Below are 19,960 nucleotides of genomic sequence, written 5' to 3' on the forward strand. Positions count from 1 at the left end.
AACCCTGCCGCGGGGAGCGATCCCCGCGGCCTTTTGCGTTTCTTTAGACGACTTGCGTTAACCCGGAGATTATGAAGACACATCCACAGTACGAACCCTGGTTGCAGGGCATGCTCATCATCGCGAAGCACTATCGGCTGGATTTTTCGGCGGAGCATGTTCGGGTCACGATTAACCATGAAAGCCAGTCCCCGCGCCAGCTGGTGCTGGAGGAGATGGCGCGCCAGCTTGGGCTTGGGATGCGTAAGGTGGAAGCAGACGCCGTCTCCCTCGACCCGTGGCGTTTACCGCTGCTGGCGGAGTTCACTGGCGGACAGATCGCGGTTATTAACCGCATGGACAACGACGGCAACGTCAGCCTGCAGTTCAGCGGCGATGGCGGGCTGGAGACAACATTAACGCGGGAAGCGCTCGGCGCACGGCTGAAAACGCTGTTGGTGTTGCGCCCGCTCGAATCCACGCCGGATGCCCGCGTGGATGATTACATCAAACCCTATGAGAAAAACTGGTTCTGGCAGCTGGCGCTGAAAGACTGGCGACGCTACAGCGACATCATGCTGGTGGCGCTGGTCGCGAACGTGCTGGCGCTCTCCGGCATGGTCTTCTCCATGCAGGTGTACGACAGGGTGGTGCCCTCGCAGTCTGAAGCCACGCTGTGGGTACTGTTTGGCGGCGTCATGCTCGCCATCGTGTTCGAATTCATTATGCGTATGCTGCGCGTGCATATTTCGGATGTGGTAGGTAAGCGGGCGGATCTGCGGATCTCCGAGCGGGTGTTTGCTCACGCGCTGCGGATCAAAAACGGCGCGCGCTCTAAATCGACCGGGTCGTTTATCGCCCAGATCCGCGAGCTGGAGTCGGTGCGCGAGCTGATTACCTCCACCACCATTGCGGCGATTTCCGATCTGCCGTTCTTCCTGCTGTTTGTGTTCATTCTGTGGATGATTGGCGGTCCGCTGGTGCTGGTGGTTCTGCTTGCCGTGCCGCTGCTGCTGATCCCGGGCCTGCTGGTGCAGCGCCCGCTGGGAAAACTCTCCAGCGAAGGGATGCGCGAATCCGCCATTCGTAACGCCACCCTGGTGGAGGCGGTACAGGGCATTGAGGACATCAAGCTGATGCGCGCCGAACAGCGTTTTCAGAATCAGTGGAACAACACCAACGATGTGGCGGCCACCGTCGGGATGAAACAGCGCTGGCTGACCGGGCTGCTCCTGACCTGGACGCAGGAGGTACAGTCCATAGTTTACGCGGTAGTGTTGCTGGTGGGGTGCTATCTGGTCATCAGCGGCGACATGACCACCGGTGCGCTGGTGGGGACCTCGATTCTGGCCTCGCGCACCATCGCGCCGCTCTCACAGATTTCGGGCGTGCTGTCCCGCTGGCAGTCGGCGAAGGTGGCGAGAAAGGGTCTGGACGACCTGATGCAGCGCCCGATTGACGATCCTCAGCAGGGTAAAAAGGTGTATAAAGCCCATCTGCGCGGGAACTATACCCTCGACGACGTGGGATTCTGGTACGACGACGAGGAAAAACTGACCGTGCTGCACATCAGCAAATTGCAGATCCGCGCCGGCGAACGGGTGGCGGTTCTGGGGCGCAACGGCTCCGGCAAAAGTACCTTGCTGCAGCTTCTGGCCGGGATGCAGGAACCGCAGCAGGGAAGCATTCTGCTGGATGACATTGCCTTAAATCATCTCGACACCGCCGATGTGCGCCGGGATATGCAGCTGCTCAGCCAGCAGGCGCGGCTGTTCTTTGGCTCTGTGCGCGACAATATCCTGATGGGCAACCCGCTTGCTACCGACGAGGAGATCCATCAGGCGCTGGTTAACAGCGGTGCGCTGGAGTTCGTGCGTAAGCAGAAAATGGGGCTGAACTACCTCATCAATGAAGGGGGGGCCGGGTTATCCGGCGGCCAGCGACAGGCGCTGTTGCTGGCGCGCGCCCTTATCACGTCGCCCAATATTCTTCTGCTGGACGAGCCGACCGCCTGGCTGGATGAGATGAGCGAAAAGCAGTTCATTCAGCACTTACAGCAATGGCTGGGCAAGCGCCGGACGCTGGTGGTGGCAACACACCGGCTGCCGATTCTGGATCTGGTTGACCGCATCATCGTGCTGGAAAACGGCAAAGTGGTGATGGATGGCCCGCGCGACGCGATCCTGCGTCAGCACGGTATGGCGCCGCAAAAGGCAGCGCAGCGTACCGTGACCATGAAACCGGCGGCCGTGGCCGAGGAGGGAATGGCATGAATGATCTATCCCGCTATAACAGCCGCCTGAAAGAGCCGCGCCTGCCGCGCTCAACGTGGGTGGCCTGGTCGCTGTTCGCGCTGCTTGCGGCGTTTATCGCCTGGGCGAGTCTGTTCCAGCTTGATGAAGTCACCACCGGCAACGGCAAAGTGATCCCGTCTTCTCACGAGCAGGTCATTCAGTCGCTGGAGGGGGGCATTATCCATAGCCTGCTGGTGCGCGAAGGTGACATCGTTGAACGTGGGCAGCGGCTGGCTCAGCTTGACCGCACCAAAACGGAATCCAGCGTGCTGGAGAGTGAGTCTCGTCTGAATGCCGCGCTGGCCACGGCTGCGCGCCTGAAAGCGGAAGTGAACGACACGGAACTGACGTTTCCGCAAGAGCTGGATGACGACGTTGAACTGGTCAAACAGGAAACGGCGCTCTTCCAGTCCCGTCGCGAAAGCCTGGAAAAAGGGCTGGCCGGTTTGCGTCAGGGGGCTGAACTGGTCCAGCGCGAGCTGTCGTTAACCCGTCCGCTGGTCACTCAGGGGGCGGCGAGCAAGGTGGAGGTGTTACGTCTGGAGCGGCAAAAAAATGAGCTAGAGAACAAAATCACCGAAATGAAAAACCAGTATTACGTGCGCGCCCGTGAAGAGCTGGCGAAAGCGAATGCGGAGATCGAAGCCCAGCGCTCGGTCATGAAAGGACGCGAGGATTCCCTGACCCGTTTGACCTTCAACGCGCCGGTGCGCGGGATTGTGAAGGACATTGACGTCACCACCGTCGGCGGGGTTATTCCGCCCAATGGGAAACTGATGAGCCTGGTGCCTCTTGACGATCAGATGGTGGTTGAAGCGAAAATTTCACCGCGTGATGTGGCGTTTATCCACCCCGGACAAAAAGCGCTGGTGAAAATCACCGCCTATGACTACTCGATTTATGGTGGACTGACGGGTGAGGTGACCATGATTTCACCCGATACTCTTCAGGATGAGGTCAAAAGAGACGTGTACTACTACCGCGTCTATATCCGTACTGACAGTAACCACCTGACCAATAAACAGGGCAAGGAATTTCCGGTATTCCCAGGGATGATTGCGACGGTGGATATTAAAACGGGCAGTAAATCCATTCTGGATTATCTGCTGAAACCACTCAATAAAGCGAAAGAGGCGTTGCGGGAACGCTGACGAACAGAAAAGGGCGCTCGGGAAACCGAACGCCCCAGGATTATACCGGGGAGGTTACGTCACCCCCCTGGCGCCGCTCCTTCGGAACCACGTTGATGTAATGCGTGACATAGGCAAAATATAACCCGGCATAATTTTCGACGAGCTGCATAAATGCAGGATAAATGGTCATGCGGCCATCCCCTCTGTCTTTAAGATAACCTGCCTCTTGCGCGGATTTAATTATGCGCGCCACGTGGATACGTGAAACAAAAAATGCTTTCGCCAGCGTGCCGGGCGAATAATCAATTATCGCGCCATGTGCGGTTTTGTTTTTAATGGCCTGCAAATATAAATGCAGCATAATCATTCGCCCTCCATCCTTATCAATAAATAACCCCACTTCCGGTAAAACGGCTTTGAAGGTTAATCCGCGAAACAGATACTCCGCCGCCCGGCGGAAAAAGTTATTTCTCAGAATATCGTTATCTAACAGGTTAAGGTCGATGTTAAATGTCGGGTAAAGAATGCTGACGGGTATAAATGCGCCGCTCATGTAACGTTTTAGTTCATCCAGTCCTTTTTGCGTGGGGGCGATGCGCGTCTTTCGGCGATCCTCCATACAGCGCCAGGTCTTAATCCGCCCGGTAGTTCTCAGTAAGGTGATGATAGCAATAACGCTGTTGGGACTGGCTATTTTGTATCGCGAACATAATGCTTTTATCTCTGAAACAGATTCGGCCTGATTGCCGAATATAAAACAACACATGGCAAGAATAATATTGAACCGTGATTCCTGGAGCATTGTTTTGTAGAACAAGGGTTGTTTTTTATAGATACTGTCATTGATTTTGTAGTGTTCTATTATTGCCTCGCTAAACCGCGGGTTGTTCTTAATAACATCCCTTCGATGTAGCAAGGCCCTGGATGAGATGTGATTATCCATAGCATTTTCTCTTTTTGAGCAAGCCGACGTAATGAAGTGTCCAGACTTCTTTTTCGGAATTTTCATTATACCTTGCGGGGAAAACATTTTCCGTCGTTATTTGCAAAGATTGTTATATTTGCACAGCATATGGATCCAGTCGGTGATAAACGCAAAGATGTTGCAGGGCGAGACGTTGATAACGGTTTATTAACCTACGGGGGTAAGATAAAATTAACCTGTTACGCAGGTTATATTCAGGCTTGTGACATTTCCGCATGTTTTTAGTCTCGATGTGCTGGTCAATATTGACCAGGGCAACGGTGTTTTTGTACCCAGGAGCGCATTATGATTCAAAACAATTCTCACAATAATCATGATTGTCATGCACAGGAATTTGTTATTTCAGCCTGCAGTTTTACGTTCCAGGGGTACCGTCTGTTACTGAAAGAGCAGGGAGGGTTGGCGTCACAGGTGCGTTTTGAGGATGACGTCGCAAATCGGGAAGATGTCTACACTATTATCAAAAATCAGGACGCTAAAATTACGGTCTTTCTCGGGGAAGAGATCGTGGATCTTTTGCAGAGCCTCAGGCACCTTGCCGATCTTCTCAACACACTTCCCGTCATCCGCCCGGTCACTCTGTATGGCAATATACCTGACAGTTGGCTGTACGGGACCTTGCGTAGTTTATTGAATAACAATCAAAAATTATCTCTGATCCGCATCGCCAACAGCGGCGATATTATTGCGCGTGTCCAGAAAAAAAGCGACGCATGCAGGGACAGATCTCGCTCATTGCAGGATCATCATGCGGACTGTAGCTTTAAAGACCGTCAAAAAGGGCTCACAAACAGAGAACTTGATGTCTTATTAAATTTCTACCGGGGCATGTCGGTAAATAAACAGTGCAAAAAATTTGGGCTGACGAATAAAACGGTATATACACATCGCAAGGCCGGTTTAAGAAAGCTGCAATTAATCCAGTTGTGGTATAAAAATTCACAGGGTTTTGCTGCGCCAGGGAGTGGGGAACGGCAGGGTAAAATAGAATCACTGTCCAGTACTGAGGTGGATGTCTTTAATGCGCTGCTTAAAAGGGAGATATTTCCTGCGTATCAAATCATCACCGATGAAAATAAAAAGGGTGTTGGGTTTGAGATTTTATTACGCTGGAACAAGAACGGTAAAATTATCAAGCCTGCCCATTTTCTTACCGGGGTGAAAAATCGTGAGCTATGGTTGAATATCACGGCGCTGGTGCTTCATGCCGCTGTTTCTGGCATCAACAAATATAACGGGAAATATTATTTCTCGGTGAATATACCGCCGGAACTCGCGGCCGGAAATGCCTTGCCTGAAATGGCTAAAAAAGCCATTAAGATGCTGATTAAACCTCAGTGGGCCGGGAACCTGGTCTTTGAATTTGCTGAAGATATTGATGTGACCAAAGATAAAACCATCCCAGAAACCATGCGTCGCCTGCGCAGTACGGGGTGTCGGTTATTCCTGGATGATTGCTTCTCCAGCCATCAAACCATGTTTCCGGTGAGGCAGGTTCATTTTGATGGTTTAAAGCTTGACCGGGATATTGTCGGAAAGTTTGTCGCTAATGACAATGATTACAAACTTATCAAAGCGATTCAGATATACAGTGACATGACCGGTAGCGAATGTATTGCAGAGGGGGTGGATAGCGAAGAGAAATTTGAAAAGCTGGTGGCGTTAGGCGTAAAAAGTTTCCAGGGATATTATCTTTCCCGCGCCGTGAAGGAAGAGGAGTTAGATCGCATGGTAAGATTGTTTAGTTAATAAAAATAAGGCCCCGTGGGGCCTGAGATTATTTACGGCCGAGTAACAGGCCCAGAACAATACCCACTGCACCAGCCGCAATCAGGCCGGTTAACGGGTTATTTCTGACTGCCTCAGTGACATCAGAAACGGCATCACTGGCCTGCGCAGCATATTTTCGTGCTGCCCCTTTCACCTGATGTTTAGGGGAGTCAACGAATTCACCAAACTGCTGCTGAGCAGAGCCCGTCAGTTCGTCGAGTTTATTTTTGGCTTTATCACCAGCATACTGTGCATTTTTATCAGCGTCGAAATCAGACATTGTTACCTCCTTTTGTGGATAATTAAAGGATAGCCGCTATTTCAACATCTGAGAGCCGTAATGCGGATTCTGGCGCGTTTTAGGATATGTCTCCCTTCGCGCCGCCTTACTCGTCAGACTCGTCTTTGCCGTAAAACAGTTTGCCAATTTTGATGAGAGGACGCCCCTGAGACTTGCGGTGAAGGTTGCTGTCACGCAGGGAATATACGCACCCGCAGTACTCCTGCTGATAGAACTGTTCGCGCTTGCTGATCTCAATCATCCGCGACGATCCGCCTTGTTTGCGCCAGTTATAATCCCAGTAGACCATGCCCGGATAGTGGGCTGCCGCGCGCTGACCGCAGTCGTTAATCTGCTGCATATTCTTCCAGCGCGAGATGCCAAGGGAGCTGCTGATCACACTGAAACCATTTTCCGCCGCGTATAACGCCGTGCGTTCGAAACGCATATCGAAACACATGGTGCAGCGGATCCCACGCTCAGGCTCCCATTCCATCCCTTTTGCGCGTTCAAACCAGTTGTCCGTATCGTAATCCGCATCAACAAAGGGCACGCCGTGTTTTTCCGCAAAACGAATATTCTCTTCCTTACGGATGAGGTACTCCTTTTGCGGGTGGATATTGGGGTTATAGAAGAAGATGGTGTAATCAATGCCCGAGGCCTGAATGGCCTCCATTACCTCGCCGGAACAGGGCGCGCAGCAGGAGTGCAGCAGCAGTTTGTCAGCGCCGTTTGGCAGGGTAAGTTGAGGACGAATGAAGGGGGCTGTGCTCATGGTATTCAACAATATGTTAATGAAATTTATGGAATTGTAGCATAGATCCCGCACAGCCGGGATCTCTGCACAGCGCGCGCCGTTTACCCGGCAAATTTCAGCAGCGCTTCTCCATCCAGGCGATAGCGCACCCACTCGGACTGCGGGAGCGCGCCAATGCTCAGGTAGAAGTCGATTGCCGGCTGGTTCCAGTCCAGTACGCTCCATTCCAGACGACCACACTGGCGTTTTACGGCGAGCTGCGCGATATGTTTCAGCAAGGCTCTTCCCGCGCCTTTACCGCGATAATCCGGGGATACATACAGGTCTTCCATATAAATACCGTTGCGGCCAAGCCAGGTTGAATAGCTGGTGAAGAACACGGCATAGCCAGCGATCTTACCTTCATACTCCGCGATCAGCGCTTCGGTTTTACTGTCTGCGCCAAAGAGGGTTTCGCGGATCTCGTCCGGCGTGGTGATCACTTCTTCCGGCGCTTTTTCATAGACCGCCAGCTCATAAATCATGGCGTAAATGGCCGCCGCATCCTCGGGGCGGGCCTGACGAATGGTAATGCTCATGGTATTTCCTGCATGTTTTGCGATTGATGGCGCTAAGCATACGGAGTATTGTCCGAAGAATTAAGTGCAATGAAATCAACAAATGATGAATATTATGCATCCGGCCCTGAGACGCCTTGATTTAAACCTGCTGCCCGTTTTCGACGCCATTTACCGTCACCGTTCGGTTCGCCTGGCCGCCGATGAGTTAGCGATGAGCACATCGGCACTGAGCCATGCACTGTCACGTTTGCGAACGACGCTGAATGATCCGCTATTTTTCCGGGAAGGGCATAGCATGTCACCCAGCGTATATGCCATACAGCTCGCGCCGTCCATTGCTTCTGCTTTGTCGTTTCTTAATCATGAGCTTACCCCGCAGCCGGAGTTTGAAGCGGCCAAAAGTAGCGAGAGCCTGCACATTGCGATTACAGATTTTACCGCGCTTTGTATTTTCCCGGCCCTGATGCACACGTTGCAGGATGCCGCGCCGGGTTTGCGTTTTGAACTGCGCTATCTGCCACACAGCCCGGCGCTGACGGAGCTGCTGGCGGGCGAAGTGGATCTGGCGCTCGGTTTCAGCACGGCGGAGGAGATCCGCCATCCAGAACTGGAGGAGATAAGCTGGTTTGAAGATGAGTATGTGGTCATTAGCAACGCAAGCCGGACGCGTCTGACGCTGGAGGATTATCTCGCGGCCCGCCATCTGGTGGTCACCCCCTGGAATGAGAAGCAGGGCGTGCTGGATTTACGGCTGGAGGAGTTGGGCTATACCCGGCACATTGCGATCAAAACCCCGTCAATGCTCAGCGCACCGTTTATCGTTGCGCAAAGCGATCTGCTGATGGCCATCCCCCGGTATGCGGCCGAAAAGCTGAAGGCGGCAGTGAATATCAACATTTTTACTTTACCATTCTCTATTCAAAAATTTGACGTGAAAATTTACTCCCATAAACGCAGCGGCCAGCGGGGCGCAACCCGCTGGCTGAAAGAAGAGTTGCAAGCGCTGGCGCAACAGGGTGATAAATGATTAATGAATATATTGTCTGAAATATGAACGCGCACCTGCCGCAAGTCATCGGCAGGCGCGCGGGGGCCGTAACTGATAGGGGTTCAGTTGGTATCTCAGTAAAATATATGTTAAGCATGCGGTCCCTGTAACAGGGGACAGCGGATCCAAAAGCTAACTTATTAAATGATTAGCTATCGCGGGGCACTCTTATTATCAAAGGGGTTGTCTCAAATCCGTGCGGGCATTTGCGCGCATTGCAATGCTCAGCGTATGAGCAGTCTTCAGAATTCAGGTTTTTATTAAAAGGACAGGCCATTTTGTTTTTTATTTCGTCCCACAGGTTCTCATTGTATGGCGAGACGTTATAAAGAGATATTTGGTTGAACACACCATTTACAAAAATTCCATTTTTTGTTGTATGTATTCTGTCTCCGGGCAAAAGATAGATGTCACTCTCGTACCAAATTATTAATCTTAATAATTTCAAACCAACAATGTGCGAATAAACGATTCCTGTGTTAGGGCAAATGACAGAACTTAATACTCGCCACGACATCATACTCTTCTCCATAAGATATTTTTACCTGGATTTAGGTTTAGCACGTGATCAGACATCGATCAATGTTGTAACTCATTGATATTGATCGTTATTTTAAAGTGTTGTGATTTTTCTTTATATATAACAATGGCTTGCGCAATATGGTTTCGATAATTATTTTGAATTATATATCTTACATCAAAGAGGAGTGGTTTGATTTTGAACGTTTACAGGTTCTGAACGCCAAAAAATAAGATTCCGTAGAAGCCTTTATTATTAAGGAAAATTTAATCATGGCGGAAACCATTTCATTTCAACCTGTTACCAGGTTTAAGGTTTAGAAGTTTTTTTGAATTATTATCAATGCTGCTTATCGATTCCAGCGAATAAAGGGTACTGGTGACGCTTTTTTTTGGCTTAGCCATAGAAAATGGCTTAATTCGAATGTTGAGGCCAGCATTTCAAAGAGAAATTATTCAGAATTACTTATGTATGATAATGCGCTTCAAGAGCCTGATAACCCTATGAAAGCTGTTGTTTACATAATGTTGCTTTAAAAGGTACCATACCCCCCTATAGTATCAGGAGGCCGTATGCCGCACTCACCCGAAGATAAAAAACGTATCCTCACTCGCGTTCGTCGCATTCGGGGCCAGGTTGATGCCCTTGAACGCGCGCTGGAGTCGGGCGACCCCTGTCTGGCCATCCTGCAGCAAATTGCCGCCGTGCGCGGCGCTGCCAATGGCCTGATGGGCGAAATGGTCGAAATTCACCTCAAAGATGAGCTGGTAACGGGGGAAACCACGCCGGATCAGCGAGCCGTGCGCATGGCAGAAGTCGGCCATTTGCTGCGCGCTTATCTAAAATAAACCCACACACCACACAATAAGGGAAGACACTATGAAATCTCGCGCAGCCGTCGCATTTGGCCCTGGCCAGCCGCTCAAAATCGTTGAAATTGACGTTGCTCCGCCGAAGAAGGGCGAAGTGCTGATCAAAATTACCCATACCGGGGTGTGCCATACCGATGCCTTTACGCTGTCGGGCGACGATCCGGAAGGCGTTTTCCCGGCGGTGCTCGGCCATGAAGGGGGCGGTGTGGTGGTGGAAGTGGGCGAAGGCGTGACCAGCCTGAAGCCGGGCGACCACGTAATCCCGCTGTACACCGCAGAATGCGGCGAGTGTAAGTTCTGTAAATCCGGTAAGACAAACCTCTGCCAGGCGGTTCGCGCCACTCAGGGCAAGGGGCTGATGCCGGACGGTACCACCCGTTTCTCCTACAACGGCGAGCCGGTTTACCACTACATGGGCACCAGCACCTTCAGTGAATACACCGTTTGCGCGGAGATCTCACTGGCAAAGGTGAACCCGCAGGCGCCGCTGGATAAAGTCTGTCTGCTGGGCTGCGGCGTCACCACCGGGATTGGGGCAGTACACAACACGGCGAAAGTGAAAGAGGGCGACACCGTGGCGGTGTTCGGTCTTGGCGGGATTGGTCTGGCGGTGATTCAGGGCGCGGTCCAGGCGAAGGCCGGGCGGATCATCGCGGTCGACACCAACCCGGAGAAATTCAAACTGGCGGGTGAAATGGGCGCGACCGATTTCGTGAACCCGAAAGATCACGAAAAACCGATTCAGGAGGTCATTGTTGAGATGACCGACGGCGGCGTGGACTTTAGCTTCGAATGTATCGGCAACGTGAACGTGATGCGTTCCGCGCTTGAATGCTGCCACAAAGGCTGGGGCGAGAGCATTATCATCGGCGTGGCCGGTGCGGGCCAGGAGATCAAAACCCGTCCGTTCCAGCTGGTAACCGGGCGCGTATGGCGTGGCTCAGCGTTCGGCGGCGTGAAAGGGCGCACGCAGCTGCCGGGGATGGTTGAAGATGCGATGGCCGGGAAAATCCAGCTCGATCCGTTCATTACCCACCGTTTACCGCTGGAGCAGATCAACGAGGCGTTCGATCTGATGCATGAAGGTAAATCCATTCGTACCGTTATTCATTTCGGCGACAAGTAACTCTTACGCCAGCGGTTTTTCGCCGCTGGCGTTTCTTTAATAATCTTCTCTAAAGTGTGACCAGTGCGGCGTTTTTAGCCGTAATCTAAATCTCAGCCGTGCCGATGACTATTTAACAGGCGTGTTTTTACGCATCTTACCTACAAGAGAGTCGACGGTCATGGACAACACTACTTCGATGCCAGCGCAGCGCAAGCTGGGCTTCTTGCATCACATCAGGCTGGTTCCGCTGTTTTCCTCCATTCTCGGTGGCATTATTCTGCTATTTGCCTTGAGCGCAGGTCTGGCGGGGTATTTCCTTTTACAGGCCGACACCGATCAGCAGGATGTCACGTCTGAAATTCAGGTGCGTATGGGGCTGTCGAATAGCTCAAACCATCTGCGAACCGCGCGTATCAATATGATCCACGCCGGGGCGGCGAGCCGTATCGCGGAAATGGATGCGATGAAGCAAAACATCGCTGAGGCGGAAAAACGGATCAAACAGTCTCAGGAAGGGTTTAATGCCTACATCAATCGCGCGGTTCGTACGCCTGAGGATGAAGCGCTGGATGCCGATCTGAAAACACGCTATGACGCCTATATCGCAGGCCTGCAGCCGATGCTTAAGTTTGCTAAAAACGGCATGTTTGAAGCCATCATTAACCATGAAAACGAAAGCGCCCGCCCGCTGGATGACGCCTACAACGCCGTGCTGCTGAAGGCGATTAAGATCCGCACCGAGCGCGCGAACGCCCTGACGGTTAAGGCACACAGCCGCACCCAACTGGGCCTGATGTTTATGGTGGGCGCGTTTGCCCTGGCGCTGGTGCTGACGGCCATGACCTTTGTCGTGCTGCGTCGCACGGTGATCACCCCGCTGCAGCGCGCCGCGAAACGCATTGAAAATATCGCCAAAGGCGATCTGACCATGCCGGACGATGTGGCCGGACGCAGCGAAATTGGCCGCCTGACGCGCGACCTGCAAACCATGCAGCACTCGCTGGAGAACACCGTCGGTACCGTGCGTCAGGGGGCGGAAGAGATCTATCGTGGCACCAGCGAAATCTCCGCAGGCAACACCGACCTCTCTTCCCGTACCGAGCAGCAGGCGGCTGCCATTGAGCAGACGGCAGCCAGCATGGAGCAGCTCACCGCAACGGTGAAACAGAACGCCGATAACGCGCACCATGCCAGCAAGCTGGCGGAAGATGCCTCCGGTAAAGCCAGCCGTGGCGGCCAGATGGTCTCCGGGGTGGTTAAAACCATGGGCAATATCTCTACCAGTTCGAAGAAGATCTCTGAAATTACCGCCGTGATTAACAGTATCGCCTTCCAGACCAATATTCTGGCGCTCAACGCGGCGGTAGAAGCAGCGCGTGCGGGTGAGCAGGGGCGCGGGTTTGCCGTAGTGGCAAGCGAAGTTCGTACTCTGGCAAGCCGCAGTGCGAATGCCGCCAAAGAGATCGAAAGCCTGATCAACGAATCCGTTTCGCTGATTGACCAGGGCTCGGGCGAAGTCGTCGCCGCCGGTAATACCATGAATGAAATCGTCGAAGCGGTTAAACGCGTCACGGACATTATGCTAGAGATCGCTGCCGCGTCTGATGAACAGAGCCGTGGTATTGAGCAGGTGAGCCAGGCGATTTCTGAGATGGATAAAGTGACCCAGCAGAACGCCTCGCTGGTGGAAGAGGCTTCCGCCGCGGCGGCATCGCTGGAAGAACAGGGCGCGCGTCTGACCGAGGCGGTGGGTGCATTTCGACTGAGCGGCGCGAAGCAAGGCCGGGCGGCAACGTCTGCGCCAGTGGCGAAGAATGCGCCGCTGCGTCCGGCGGCAGCGGTTTCCGGGGATAACTGGGAGACGTTCTGAGTGGCGTGTTGTGTCGGGTGGCGGCTTCGCCTTACCCGACCTACAAATAAAAAGGGACCTTTCGGTCCCTTTTTTCATCGCTTACTTTTTATCGGGTAACGCATACGCGATAACGTAATCACCGCGATCCGGTGACTGGCGGGCGCCGCCAGCGTTAATGACGATGTACTGTTTACCGGTTTTCGGTGAAACGTAGGTCATTGGCCCGGACTGGCTGCCGACCGGCAGACGGTCTTTCCAGATCTCTTTTCCGGTGGCGGTATCGAACGCGCGCAGGTAGAAATCCTGAGTGCCGGCAAAGAACAGCAGGCCAGACTGGGTGGAGAGTGACGCGCCAAGGGTTGGCATCCCGATAGGGATCGGCATATGCATGCGAATACCCAGCGGGCCGGTATCTTCCACGGTTCCTACCGGCACCTGCCACACCAGCTTGCCGGATTTCAGGTCAACCGCGGACATCGTGCCAAACGGCGGTTTCTGGCACGGAATACCCAGCGGTGACAGGAAACGCTCGCGCATGGCGCCGAACGGCGTGCCGTCCATGGGCACAATACCCATCTCAATCCCGCTGGCGTCTTTCGCCACGCTGGCGCGCGGTACCATGTAGTTGGCCAGTCCCAGGCGCATATCGTTGACGAACATCAGCCCGTTGTTCGGATCGACCGAGACGCTGCCCCAGTTCATCCCGCCCAGTGAGCCAGGGAACTGCAGGGAACGATCGAGACCCGGCGGGGTAAAGACCCCCTGATGGCGCATCTCTTTAAACTGGATGCGGCACAGCAGCAGGTCGACAGGCGTCGCGCCCCACATGTCGGATTCGGTCAGGGTCTGGTTGCCAATCATCGGCATACCGACGGAATACGGCTGCGTCGGGGAGTAGCGTTCGCCCTGCACGTTACCCGCCGGGACCGGACGTTCTTCCACTTTCGCCACCGGTTTGCCGGTTTCGCGGTTGAGCATAAAGATCATGCCCTGTTTACTGGTCTGCACCAGAACCGGCGTGGTTCCGCCTTTACCGTCTGGCAGATCGTACAGCAGCGGTTGAGAAGGCAGATCGAAGTCCCACAGGTCGTGATGGGTGGTCTGGAAATGCCAGCGGACCTGGCCGGTGGTGGCGTCAACGGCAACGATGGAGGAGCTGTATTTATCATCCAGCGCGGTGCGTTCTCCGGCCCAGAAATCTGGCGTGGCGTTACCGGTTGGCAGGTAAATCAGGTTCAGTTTTGCGTCATAGGACATTGCAGACCAGACGTTCGGTGTACCGCGCGTGTAGGTCTGGCCTTCCGGCGGCAGGCCGGTCAGGTTCGGATTACCCGGATCCCACGCCCAGGCCAGTTTACCGGTATGAACGTCATAGGCGCGCACCACGCCCGGCGGTTCGCCGGTGGAGAAGTTATCCGCCACGCGTCCGCCGACTACCACCACGTTTCCTGCCACCAGCGGCGTGGAGGTTTGCTGATAGTAGCCCGGTTTAATCTCACCCATACCCACGCTCAGATCCACGGTACCTTTGTCACCAAAGTCTTTGCAGGCTTTACCGTTATCGGCGTTGATGGCAATCAGGCGGGCATCGGTGGTGGGCAGGAACAGACGGCGCGGACAGGCGGCGGGCTGCGCATCAGCCTGTGACGTTGTCACGTTTTGTGAATCTTCAAAATAGCCCAGCCCACGGCAGCGCTGCCAGTTCGGGGCCGTGGCTTTGGCGTCGTAACGCCACTTCTCTTTCCCGGAATCTACATCCAGCGCCAGCACTTTGCTGTACGGCGTACAGACGTAGAGCGTGTCGCCAATCTGCAGCGGCGTGTTCTGGTCTTCCGCACCGGAGCCGTTGCTCTGAGGGATATCCCCGGTATGGGCAACCCACGCGACTTTCAGCTCGTTAACGTTCTGCTTGTTAATCTGGTCAAGGGCCGCAAAACGATCCCCGTGGGTGGTGTTACCCCAGTGTTCCCAGTTCTTCTGCTGTTCGCCAGCCGCGACCGGTTTCACCGGCACCGGCTCATTCGCCGCCACCAGCGTTTGGGGTTTAAACATCCAGCCCAGGCTGACCAGCATTGCCACGGCGATCAGCGCCGCCACGCTAAAAGCCGGGCCTTTTTTCACCGGAGTCGCACGGTTTGCCGCACGCAGGAACGGCCAGACGAGGGCACACAGGAATGCCAGCACCGCAAAGGTGAAGAGGCGTGAGAAGAGCGGCCAGAAATCCCAGCCGGCATCGCTTACCGCCCAGAACAGCGACGCGATAAACGCGATGCCATACAACACAATCCCGCTGTTGCGGTTGATGAAAATCAGGATCGCGGCAATCACCATTACCACGCCCATGATCAGGAAGTATCCACTTCCGCCTACGGTGACGAGTTTAAAACCCAACCCGCCAACGGCCAGACCGACGATCGCCATCAGTCCGGCAAGGAGCCACTGCAGGATACGGGGTATCCCACGTGGCGCGCTGCCAAATGCCATCTCTTTCTCCTTAAGATCCCCCGCTGCTCAGCACGATAACGTGCCGGAAGTGTACCAGGTGGGTAATAAATGCAGTGGGAATAATGATTAATACGCTTGAATTCGGGGTTTATAAAACATTTACGAACCATTTGGTGAATTCGTCGCTATGATAAAACTGTTAAATTGTTTTGCGCAATTGTTAATAAATGATTTCGCATTAAATGATTAGAACGCAGGAATGACCCTCGCCCCGGGGGGGAGAGGGTTAGGGCAAGGGGAAGGAATCAGGCAGGCATCGATTTACGTATCGCGCTCAGCAGCGTCTGTGCACCTGAGGAGAGCGGCGTATCAACGCGGGTTAGAATGCCAATCGGTTCGCCGGCGCCGGGCGAGGTCACCGGCAGTGCGGTGAGCGTGCCCTGGCGTAAATCATCTTTGACCGCGCCGGAGGGGACGAACCAGACGTAGTCATAATCCACGGTAAGCTGGCGTGACAGGGAAGCGGACAGGGTTTCAATACAGCCTGTCGGCAGCGTACAGCCCTGCATCTGCAGTAACGTTTCGGCATTTTGCCGTGGAACCGTACCTTTTGGTGACACGACCACCGGCCACTCCATCACCCTGCTTAGGGTAACCGTATCCTGCAACAGAGGATGGTTGGGGCGTACCACCAGCTTCAGGGATTCCAGGAACAGCAGTTCATAATTCAGTCCCACCATCAGTTCGGGATCTGACATCCGTCCGATACCCAGATCCAGCTCGCCGGATTTCAGCCCCGCAAGCAGCATGGTGTTATTCATGGTGGCGACCTGCAGGGTCGTATGTTTTTGCTGTTTGTGAAACTGACCGATCACCGGCGGTAGAATGCCCAGCGCCGCCGTGGGCAGGGCACCCACACGGACAATCTCGTGCGTCTGCTCTTCTTTACGGTTTAGCGCCTGTCCGGCGGTATTGAGCGCATCAAGCACTTTGACTGCATGGGTCAGAAACTGCTCCCCGACCAGGGTCAGTTGTGCGCCCAGACGGCCGCGATCGAACAGACGGGCACCGGTCAGTTGTTCCAGCTCGTTAAGCGTTTTTGAGAGAGCAGGCTGGCTCAGGTTAAGGGTTTCAGCCGCACGCCCCAGCGTTCCCTGTTGAGCGACGGCCACAAATGTATGCAAATGGCGCAAGCGTATGCGCTGACTGAACAGACCATTTTTTTCCATAGGCGATGTTAAAAACAGAGCGATGCGGGTGACAAGCTAAGTTGTTTAATTTTGATAACTTGATAGCAAAATATTTTTAACATTTGATCTGTTTGAGTTACAACATGTTTTTGGCGGGGGGCTGAACGTCCTTGTTCATTTATTGCACATTCGGGGAGGGAAACGTTAAATCACGCCATCACCGCCGTCGGAACACCATACCTGGCCGGTCGTAAAGGAACACTCATCTGACGCCAGAGTGACGTATAAAGGTGCAATCTCCACCGGCTGGCCCGGACGGCCCAGCGGTGTGTCACCCCCAAACTGCTTCACTTTCTCCATCGGCTGGCCGCCGCTGGATTGCAGCACCGTCCAGTAAGGCCCGGGAGCCACGGCATTAACGCGAATGCCCTTCGGCCCAAGCTGTTTGGCAAGGGATTTGGTAAACACCGCCAGACAGGCTTTGGTCTGGGCATAGTCCAGCAGGACAGGGCTGGGTTTTACCGCCTGCACTGAGGAGGTGTTAATAATTGCCGCAGGGGCTTTCAGATGGCGAAGCGCCGCTTTGGTGATCCAGAACGGGGCATAAACGTTGGTTTTAAACGTGGCATCGAAATCTTCGGTAGTGAGTTCTTCCAGCGATTCCCGATACTGCTGGCGACCGGCGTTGTTCACCAGAATGTCCAGCCCGCCAAGTTTAGCCACCGCTTCTTCCACCAGGTTTTGGCAGAAGGTTTCATCCCGGACATCCCCCGGCAGCGCGACGGCGTTGCGCCCTTCGGCCTTGATCAGGTCGATAACCTCTGCGGCGTCCTTCTCTTCTTCAGGCAGATAGTTAATGGCGACATCGGCGCCTTCACGGGCGTAGGCAATGGCCACCGCGCGGCCGATACCGGAGTCACCGCCGGTAATCAGCGCTTTTTTGCCCGCCAGACGGCCGTGGCCTTTATAGCTCGTTTCCCCGTGATCGGGAACAGGTTGCATCTCAGAAGCCAGTCCTGGTGGCGTCTGCGGCTGTTCCGGGAAAGGGGGTTGCGGATAAGCGTTCGTACGTTGTTGAGTATCACTCATAGCTGACTCCTTAAGCCAATAGGTGAGTTAGGATGAAAATACAGCGTTAACGCTTCGCTGAGTTATTTCTGCAGATGATCGACACGCACCACGGAAGGCGATGACTTTTTATCAAGCGAACCGTTAATGCTGATCATCTGGTCTGGTTTGACTGTTCTGCCGTCAAAAACTGCTTTTGGGATAATAACGTCGATTTTTCCGGATTTATCCTGAAATACATACTTATCGCCGCTACCGTCAATAAGGTTGCCGCGCAGTGAAATGGTCGCGCCATCATGCATTTGTTTCGCCTGGTCGATGGTCATAATACGGGCATCATCCGTGCCGCGATAACCGCTATCCAGCGCATGCGGAGGGGGCGGCGCTTCACCCTTTTGTAACCCGCCGTTATTATCAGCCCATGCGGTTGGCACCATAAATATTAAAAAAGCGGAAATAAGTGATAATTTCATCTGATATCCTTCATTTAAGGTGTCTTGACTTATTAAGTATTGTTGCTATTCCTTTATGTGGCAAATGTGATAAGTCTTAAAAACATTCGCCATACAAAACAGAACGTTTGGTAAATAAGCGAAACGGTGATGGCTGCCATGAATGATAAAAATGAAAAGTTACCCGGGATAAATGAGAGTTATCGCTTGCTAAGGTTTGAATATGCATTTCGCCAGGTCGGATTTATTGTGTTACTGAGTATTATCATCGCAGCGATTGCCGGTCTGTTTTCAAGTGGGATAGTGAGTGACACGGAGAAAACCAATTCTGCAAAAAACCTGACCCTCAACTATGAGCGCTTTGCGCGTCGGCAAACGGAGTCGCGACTTCAGCTGACCTTTCCGGTCAACAACGAGGGCAAATACACTGTGAGCATGACCAGCGAGAGCAGCGACGCCTACGAGCCGGGCAGCGTCTGGCCGCAGCCAGACAGCATGTACAGCCGCGGGAACACGCTCTATTTTGTCTATAATCATCTTGAAAAATCGCCACATTTTGCGGTCTGGCTGTTCATTACCCCGACCAGAGGCGGTAAACGGCACAACGTCATTCGTGTAAACAACCTGCCGGATATTCCTTTCTGGCAATTTATTTACCCTTAGGAGGCTGCCATGGATATGGTTTTTAGGGCGTTGGCAATTTACCTGTTTCTGGTGGTGGTCTTCAAAGTGGCCGGACGACGTGCGTTGCTGCAGATGACCAGCTTTGACCTTATTCTCCTGTTAATTATCAGCGAAGCAACCCAGCAGGCCCTGCTGGGGGAGGATTTTTCTGTCACGGGCGCAATGATAACCATCACCACGCTGGTGGTTGTGGATATTATTTTTGGACTGATGAAAAAGTATTTTTCGCCGGTGGAGAATATTCTGGATGGCACGCCGGTAATTCTGGTTGAGAACGGCGTACCCTTAGCAGATAAACTCAAAAAGGTCGATGTTTCATGTGATGATATTCTGGTTTCAGCCCGGCAGAATAATGGTATTACAAAATTAAGCGAAATTAAATATGCCATTCTCGAACGTAATGGCCATATTTCCATTATTCCTGAGAAGAAATGAGAGGCCTGATGATGAGCAATCTATACCACGACAACACCATTACCGTGGCTGAACTGACCAAAAAACTGGCGAGCAGGTTAATCGATGCCGGGCTTCGCTTAACAACCGCAGAATCCTGCACCGGCGGGAAGCTTTCGGTGGCGCTCTGCGCGGAAGAGAACACTGCCGATTTTTATGATGTGGGGCTGGTCGTCTTCAGCGATAGCGCGAAGGAGAGGATCCTGGGCGTAAGCCCGGAAACCCTCGCGCGGTTTACCGCCGTCAGTGAACAGACCGTCACCGAGATGGCGGCCAGCATCCGCGACATTGCCCAGGCCGATGTCAGTATCGCCATCAGCGGCTATGCCGGGCCGGAAGGGGGAGAAGACGGCACGGCGGCGGGGACCGTGTGCTTCGCCTGGAATATTGGCGGAAAGACGGAAACGAGCAGGGTGCTCTTTTCCGGCGACTGTCAGGACGTGGTGGAAAAAGCGGTGCATTACTCGCTGGCTGAATTAGTGACGAAATTATCGGGCTGAAATAACGCGG

At 53.5% G+C, this 19,960-nt stretch carries 19 protein-coding genes; 10 read left to right on the forward strand and 9 right to left on the reverse strand.

Features of this window, described 5'->3' with window-relative positions; all coding sequences use genetic code 11:
• Window positions 1–71 precede the first annotated feature (71 nt).
• Entirely contained in the window at window positions 72–2,252 is a 2,181-nt protein-coding gene (locus ACQG22_RS11130; RefSeq protein ID WP_369706501.1) for a type I secretion system permease/ATPase, read from the forward strand.
• Window positions 2,249–3,424: an HlyD family type I secretion periplasmic adaptor subunit gene (locus ACQG22_RS11135; RefSeq protein ID WP_013096690.1), complete on the forward strand. Its 1,176-nt coding sequence runs from the start codon at window positions 2,249–2,251 to the stop codon at window positions 3,422–3,424. The genes ACQG22_RS11130 and ACQG22_RS11135 overlap by 4 nt, the downstream gene beginning before the upstream one ends.
• A gap of 40 nt (window positions 3,425–3,464) precedes the next feature.
• Here ACQG22_RS11135 and ACQG22_RS11140 read toward each other — a convergent pair whose 3' ends face one another.
• Window positions 3,465–4,349, reverse strand: coding sequence for a hypothetical protein (locus tag ACQG22_RS11140; protein WP_045294349.1), 885 nt, complete (start codon window positions 4,347–4,349; stop codon window positions 3,465–3,467).
• Window positions 4,350–4,676: 327 nt separating this feature from the next.
• Between ACQG22_RS11140 and ACQG22_RS11145 the strand changes: the two genes are divergently transcribed.
• On the forward strand, window positions 4,677–6,140 hold the full coding sequence (locus ACQG22_RS11145) for an EAL domain-containing protein (protein ID WP_369706500.1): 1,464 nt from the start codon (window positions 4,677–4,679) through the stop codon (window positions 6,138–6,140).
• Window positions 6,141–6,168: 28 nt separating this feature from the next.
• Here the strand turns inward: ACQG22_RS11145 and ACQG22_RS11150 are convergent, their stop codons facing one another.
• From ACQG22_RS11150 to ACQG22_RS11160, 3 genes are all read right to left on the reverse strand, one after another.
• Window positions 6,169–6,441, reverse strand: a complete 273-nt coding sequence (locus ACQG22_RS11150) for a DUF883 family protein (RefSeq protein WP_013096686.1) — start codon at window positions 6,439–6,441, stop codon at window positions 6,169–6,171.
• Window positions 6,442–6,547: 106 nt separating this feature from the next.
• The gene (locus tag ACQG22_RS11155; protein WP_020688571.1) at window positions 6,548–7,216 is read right to left on the reverse strand and encodes an epoxyqueuosine reductase QueH; all 669 of its coding nucleotides are present in this window, start codon (window positions 7,214–7,216) and stop codon (window positions 6,548–6,550) included.
• 83 nt (window positions 7,217–7,299) lie between these two features.
• A complete protein-coding gene (locus tag ACQG22_RS11160; RefSeq protein WP_029883812.1) occupies window positions 7,300–7,776 on the reverse strand; it encodes a GNAT family N-acetyltransferase in 477 nt (158 codons plus the stop codon).
• An 82-nt stretch (window positions 7,777–7,858) separates the two neighbouring features.
• On the opposite strand from ACQG22_RS11160, the gene ACQG22_RS11165 reads away from it, so the two are divergent.
• Entirely contained in the window at window positions 7,859–8,785 is a 927-nt protein-coding gene (locus ACQG22_RS11165; protein WP_369706499.1) for a LysR family transcriptional regulator, read from the forward strand.
• Window positions 8,786–8,954: 169 nt separating this feature from the next.
• Here the strand turns inward: ACQG22_RS11165 and iraM are convergent, their stop codons facing one another.
• Window positions 8,955–9,338 carry an anti-adapter protein IraM gene (gene iraM / locus ACQG22_RS11170; RefSeq protein ID WP_426711542.1) on the reverse strand — a complete coding sequence of 128 codons (384 nt, stop codon included), beginning with the start codon at window positions 9,336–9,338 and terminating at the stop codon, window positions 8,955–8,957.
• A 560-nt stretch (window positions 9,339–9,898) separates the two neighbouring features.
• On the opposite strand from iraM, the gene ACQG22_RS11175 reads away from it, so the two are divergent.
• From ACQG22_RS11175 to ACQG22_RS11185, 3 genes are all read left to right on the forward strand, one after another.
• Complete coding sequence (locus tag ACQG22_RS11175; protein WP_013096678.1) at window positions 9,899–10,174, forward strand: metal/formaldehyde-sensitive transcriptional repressor; 276 nt, start codon at window positions 9,899–9,901, stop codon at window positions 10,172–10,174.
• A 31-nt stretch (window positions 10,175–10,205) separates the two neighbouring features.
• A complete protein-coding gene (locus ACQG22_RS11180; protein ID WP_023619503.1) occupies window positions 10,206–11,324 on the forward strand; it encodes an S-(hydroxymethyl)glutathione dehydrogenase/class III alcohol dehydrogenase in 1,119 nt (372 codons plus the stop codon).
• Between the two features lie 160 nt (window positions 11,325–11,484).
• Window positions 11,485–13,176, forward strand: a complete 1,692-nt coding sequence (locus ACQG22_RS11185; RefSeq protein ID WP_038419375.1) for a methyl-accepting chemotaxis protein — start codon at window positions 11,485–11,487, stop codon at window positions 13,174–13,176.
• Window positions 13,177–13,257: 81 nt separating this feature from the next.
• On the opposite strand, the gene ACQG22_RS11190 is transcribed toward ACQG22_RS11185, so the two are convergent.
• The 4 genes from ACQG22_RS11190 to ACQG22_RS11205 form a co-directional block, all read right to left on the reverse strand.
• Complete coding sequence (locus ACQG22_RS11190; protein ID WP_369706498.1) at window positions 13,258–15,642, reverse strand: glucose/quinate/shikimate family membrane-bound PQQ-dependent dehydrogenase; 2,385 nt, start codon at window positions 15,640–15,642, stop codon at window positions 13,258–13,260.
• Window positions 15,643–15,908: 266 nt separating this feature from the next.
• Window positions 15,909–16,832, reverse strand: a complete 924-nt coding sequence (locus ACQG22_RS11195; protein ID WP_014831860.1) for a LysR substrate-binding domain-containing protein — start codon at window positions 16,830–16,832, stop codon at window positions 15,909–15,911.
• Window positions 16,833–16,997: 165 nt separating this feature from the next.
• Complete coding sequence (locus ACQG22_RS11200; RefSeq protein ID WP_013096673.1) at window positions 16,998–17,882, reverse strand: SDR family oxidoreductase; 885 nt, start codon at window positions 17,880–17,882, stop codon at window positions 16,998–17,000.
• Between the two features lie 62 nt (window positions 17,883–17,944).
• Entirely contained in the window at window positions 17,945–18,334 is a 390-nt protein-coding gene (locus ACQG22_RS11205; protein WP_013096672.1) for a YdeI family stress tolerance OB fold protein, read from the reverse strand.
• Between the two features lie 138 nt (window positions 18,335–18,472).
• Here ACQG22_RS11205 and ACQG22_RS11210 point away from each other — a divergent pair, with 138 nt between their 5' ends.
• From ACQG22_RS11210 to ACQG22_RS11220, 3 genes are read left to right on the forward strand one after another with little or no spacing between them, the layout of a single operon-like run.
• On the forward strand, window positions 18,473–18,976 hold the full coding sequence (locus tag ACQG22_RS11210) for a hypothetical protein (protein WP_369706528.1): 504 nt from the start codon (window positions 18,473–18,475) through the stop codon (window positions 18,974–18,976).
• A gap of 9 nt (window positions 18,977–18,985) precedes the next feature.
• A complete protein-coding gene (locus tag ACQG22_RS11215; protein WP_013096670.1) occupies window positions 18,986–19,432 on the forward strand; it encodes a DUF421 domain-containing protein in 447 nt (148 codons plus the stop codon).
• A gap of 11 nt (window positions 19,433–19,443) precedes the next feature.
• A complete protein-coding gene (locus tag ACQG22_RS11220; protein ID WP_028027876.1) occupies window positions 19,444–19,950 on the forward strand; it encodes a 2-oxo-tetronate isomerase in 507 nt (168 codons plus the stop codon).
• Window positions 19,951–19,960: the final 10 nt, after the last annotated feature.

The sequence above is a fragment of the Enterobacter cloacae complex sp. 309I3 genome (assembly GCF_050031595.1).
In the GTDB taxonomy this organism is placed as follows: Bacteria; Pseudomonadota; Gammaproteobacteria; order Enterobacterales; family Enterobacteriaceae; genus Enterobacter; species Enterobacter cloacae.

Coding starts and splice junctions, on each gene's coding strand:
- ACQG22_RS11130 (WP_369706501.1), top strand. CDS start 72: ATGAAGACACATCCACAGTACGAACCCTGGTTGCAGGGCATGCTCATC.
- ACQG22_RS11135 (WP_013096690.1), top strand. CDS start 2,249: ATGAATGATCTATCCCGCTATAACAGCCGCCTGAAAGAGCCGCGCCTG.
- ACQG22_RS11140 (WP_045294349.1), bottom strand. CDS start 4,349: ATGGATAATCACATCTCATCCAGGGCCTTGCTACATCGAAGGGATGTT.
- ACQG22_RS11145 (WP_369706500.1), top strand. CDS start 4,677: ATGATTCAAAACAATTCTCACAATAATCATGATTGTCATGCACAGGAA.
- ACQG22_RS11150 (WP_013096686.1), bottom strand. CDS start 6,441: ATGTCTGATTTCGACGCTGATAAAAATGCACAGTATGCTGGTGATAAA.
- ACQG22_RS11155 (WP_020688571.1), bottom strand. CDS start 7,216: ATGAGCACAGCCCCCTTCATTCGTCCTCAACTTACCCTGCCAAACGGC.
- ACQG22_RS11160 (WP_029883812.1), bottom strand. CDS start 7,776: ATGAGCATTACCATTCGTCAGGCCCGCCCCGAGGATGCGGCGGCCATT.
- ACQG22_RS11165 (WP_369706499.1), top strand. CDS start 7,859: ATGATGAATATTATGCATCCGGCCCTGAGACGCCTTGATTTAAACCTG.
- iraM (WP_426711542.1), bottom strand. CDS start 9,338: ATGGAGAAGAGTATGATGTCGTGGCGAGTATTAAGTTCTGTCATTTGC.
- ACQG22_RS11175 (WP_013096678.1), top strand. CDS start 9,899: ATGCCGCACTCACCCGAAGATAAAAAACGTATCCTCACTCGCGTTCGT.
- ACQG22_RS11180 (WP_023619503.1), top strand. CDS start 10,206: ATGAAATCTCGCGCAGCCGTCGCATTTGGCCCTGGCCAGCCGCTCAAA.
- ACQG22_RS11185 (WP_038419375.1), top strand. CDS start 11,485: ATGGACAACACTACTTCGATGCCAGCGCAGCGCAAGCTGGGCTTCTTG.
- ACQG22_RS11190 (WP_369706498.1), bottom strand. CDS start 15,642: ATGGCATTTGGCAGCGCGCCACGTGGGATACCCCGTATCCTGCAGTGG.
- ACQG22_RS11195 (WP_014831860.1), bottom strand. CDS start 16,832: ATGGAAAAAAATGGTCTGTTCAGTCAGCGCATACGCTTGCGCCATTTG.
- ACQG22_RS11200 (WP_013096673.1), bottom strand. CDS start 17,882: ATGAGTGATACTCAACAACGTACGAACGCTTATCCGCAACCCCCTTTC.
- ACQG22_RS11205 (WP_013096672.1), bottom strand. CDS start 18,334: ATGAAATTATCACTTATTTCCGCTTTTTTAATATTTATGGTGCCAACC.
- ACQG22_RS11210 (WP_369706528.1), top strand. CDS start 18,473: ATGAATGATAAAAATGAAAAGTTACCCGGGATAAATGAGAGTTATCGC.
- ACQG22_RS11215 (WP_013096670.1), top strand. CDS start 18,986: ATGGATATGGTTTTTAGGGCGTTGGCAATTTACCTGTTTCTGGTGGTG.
- ACQG22_RS11220 (WP_028027876.1), top strand. CDS start 19,444: ATGAGCAATCTATACCACGACAACACCATTACCGTGGCTGAACTGACC.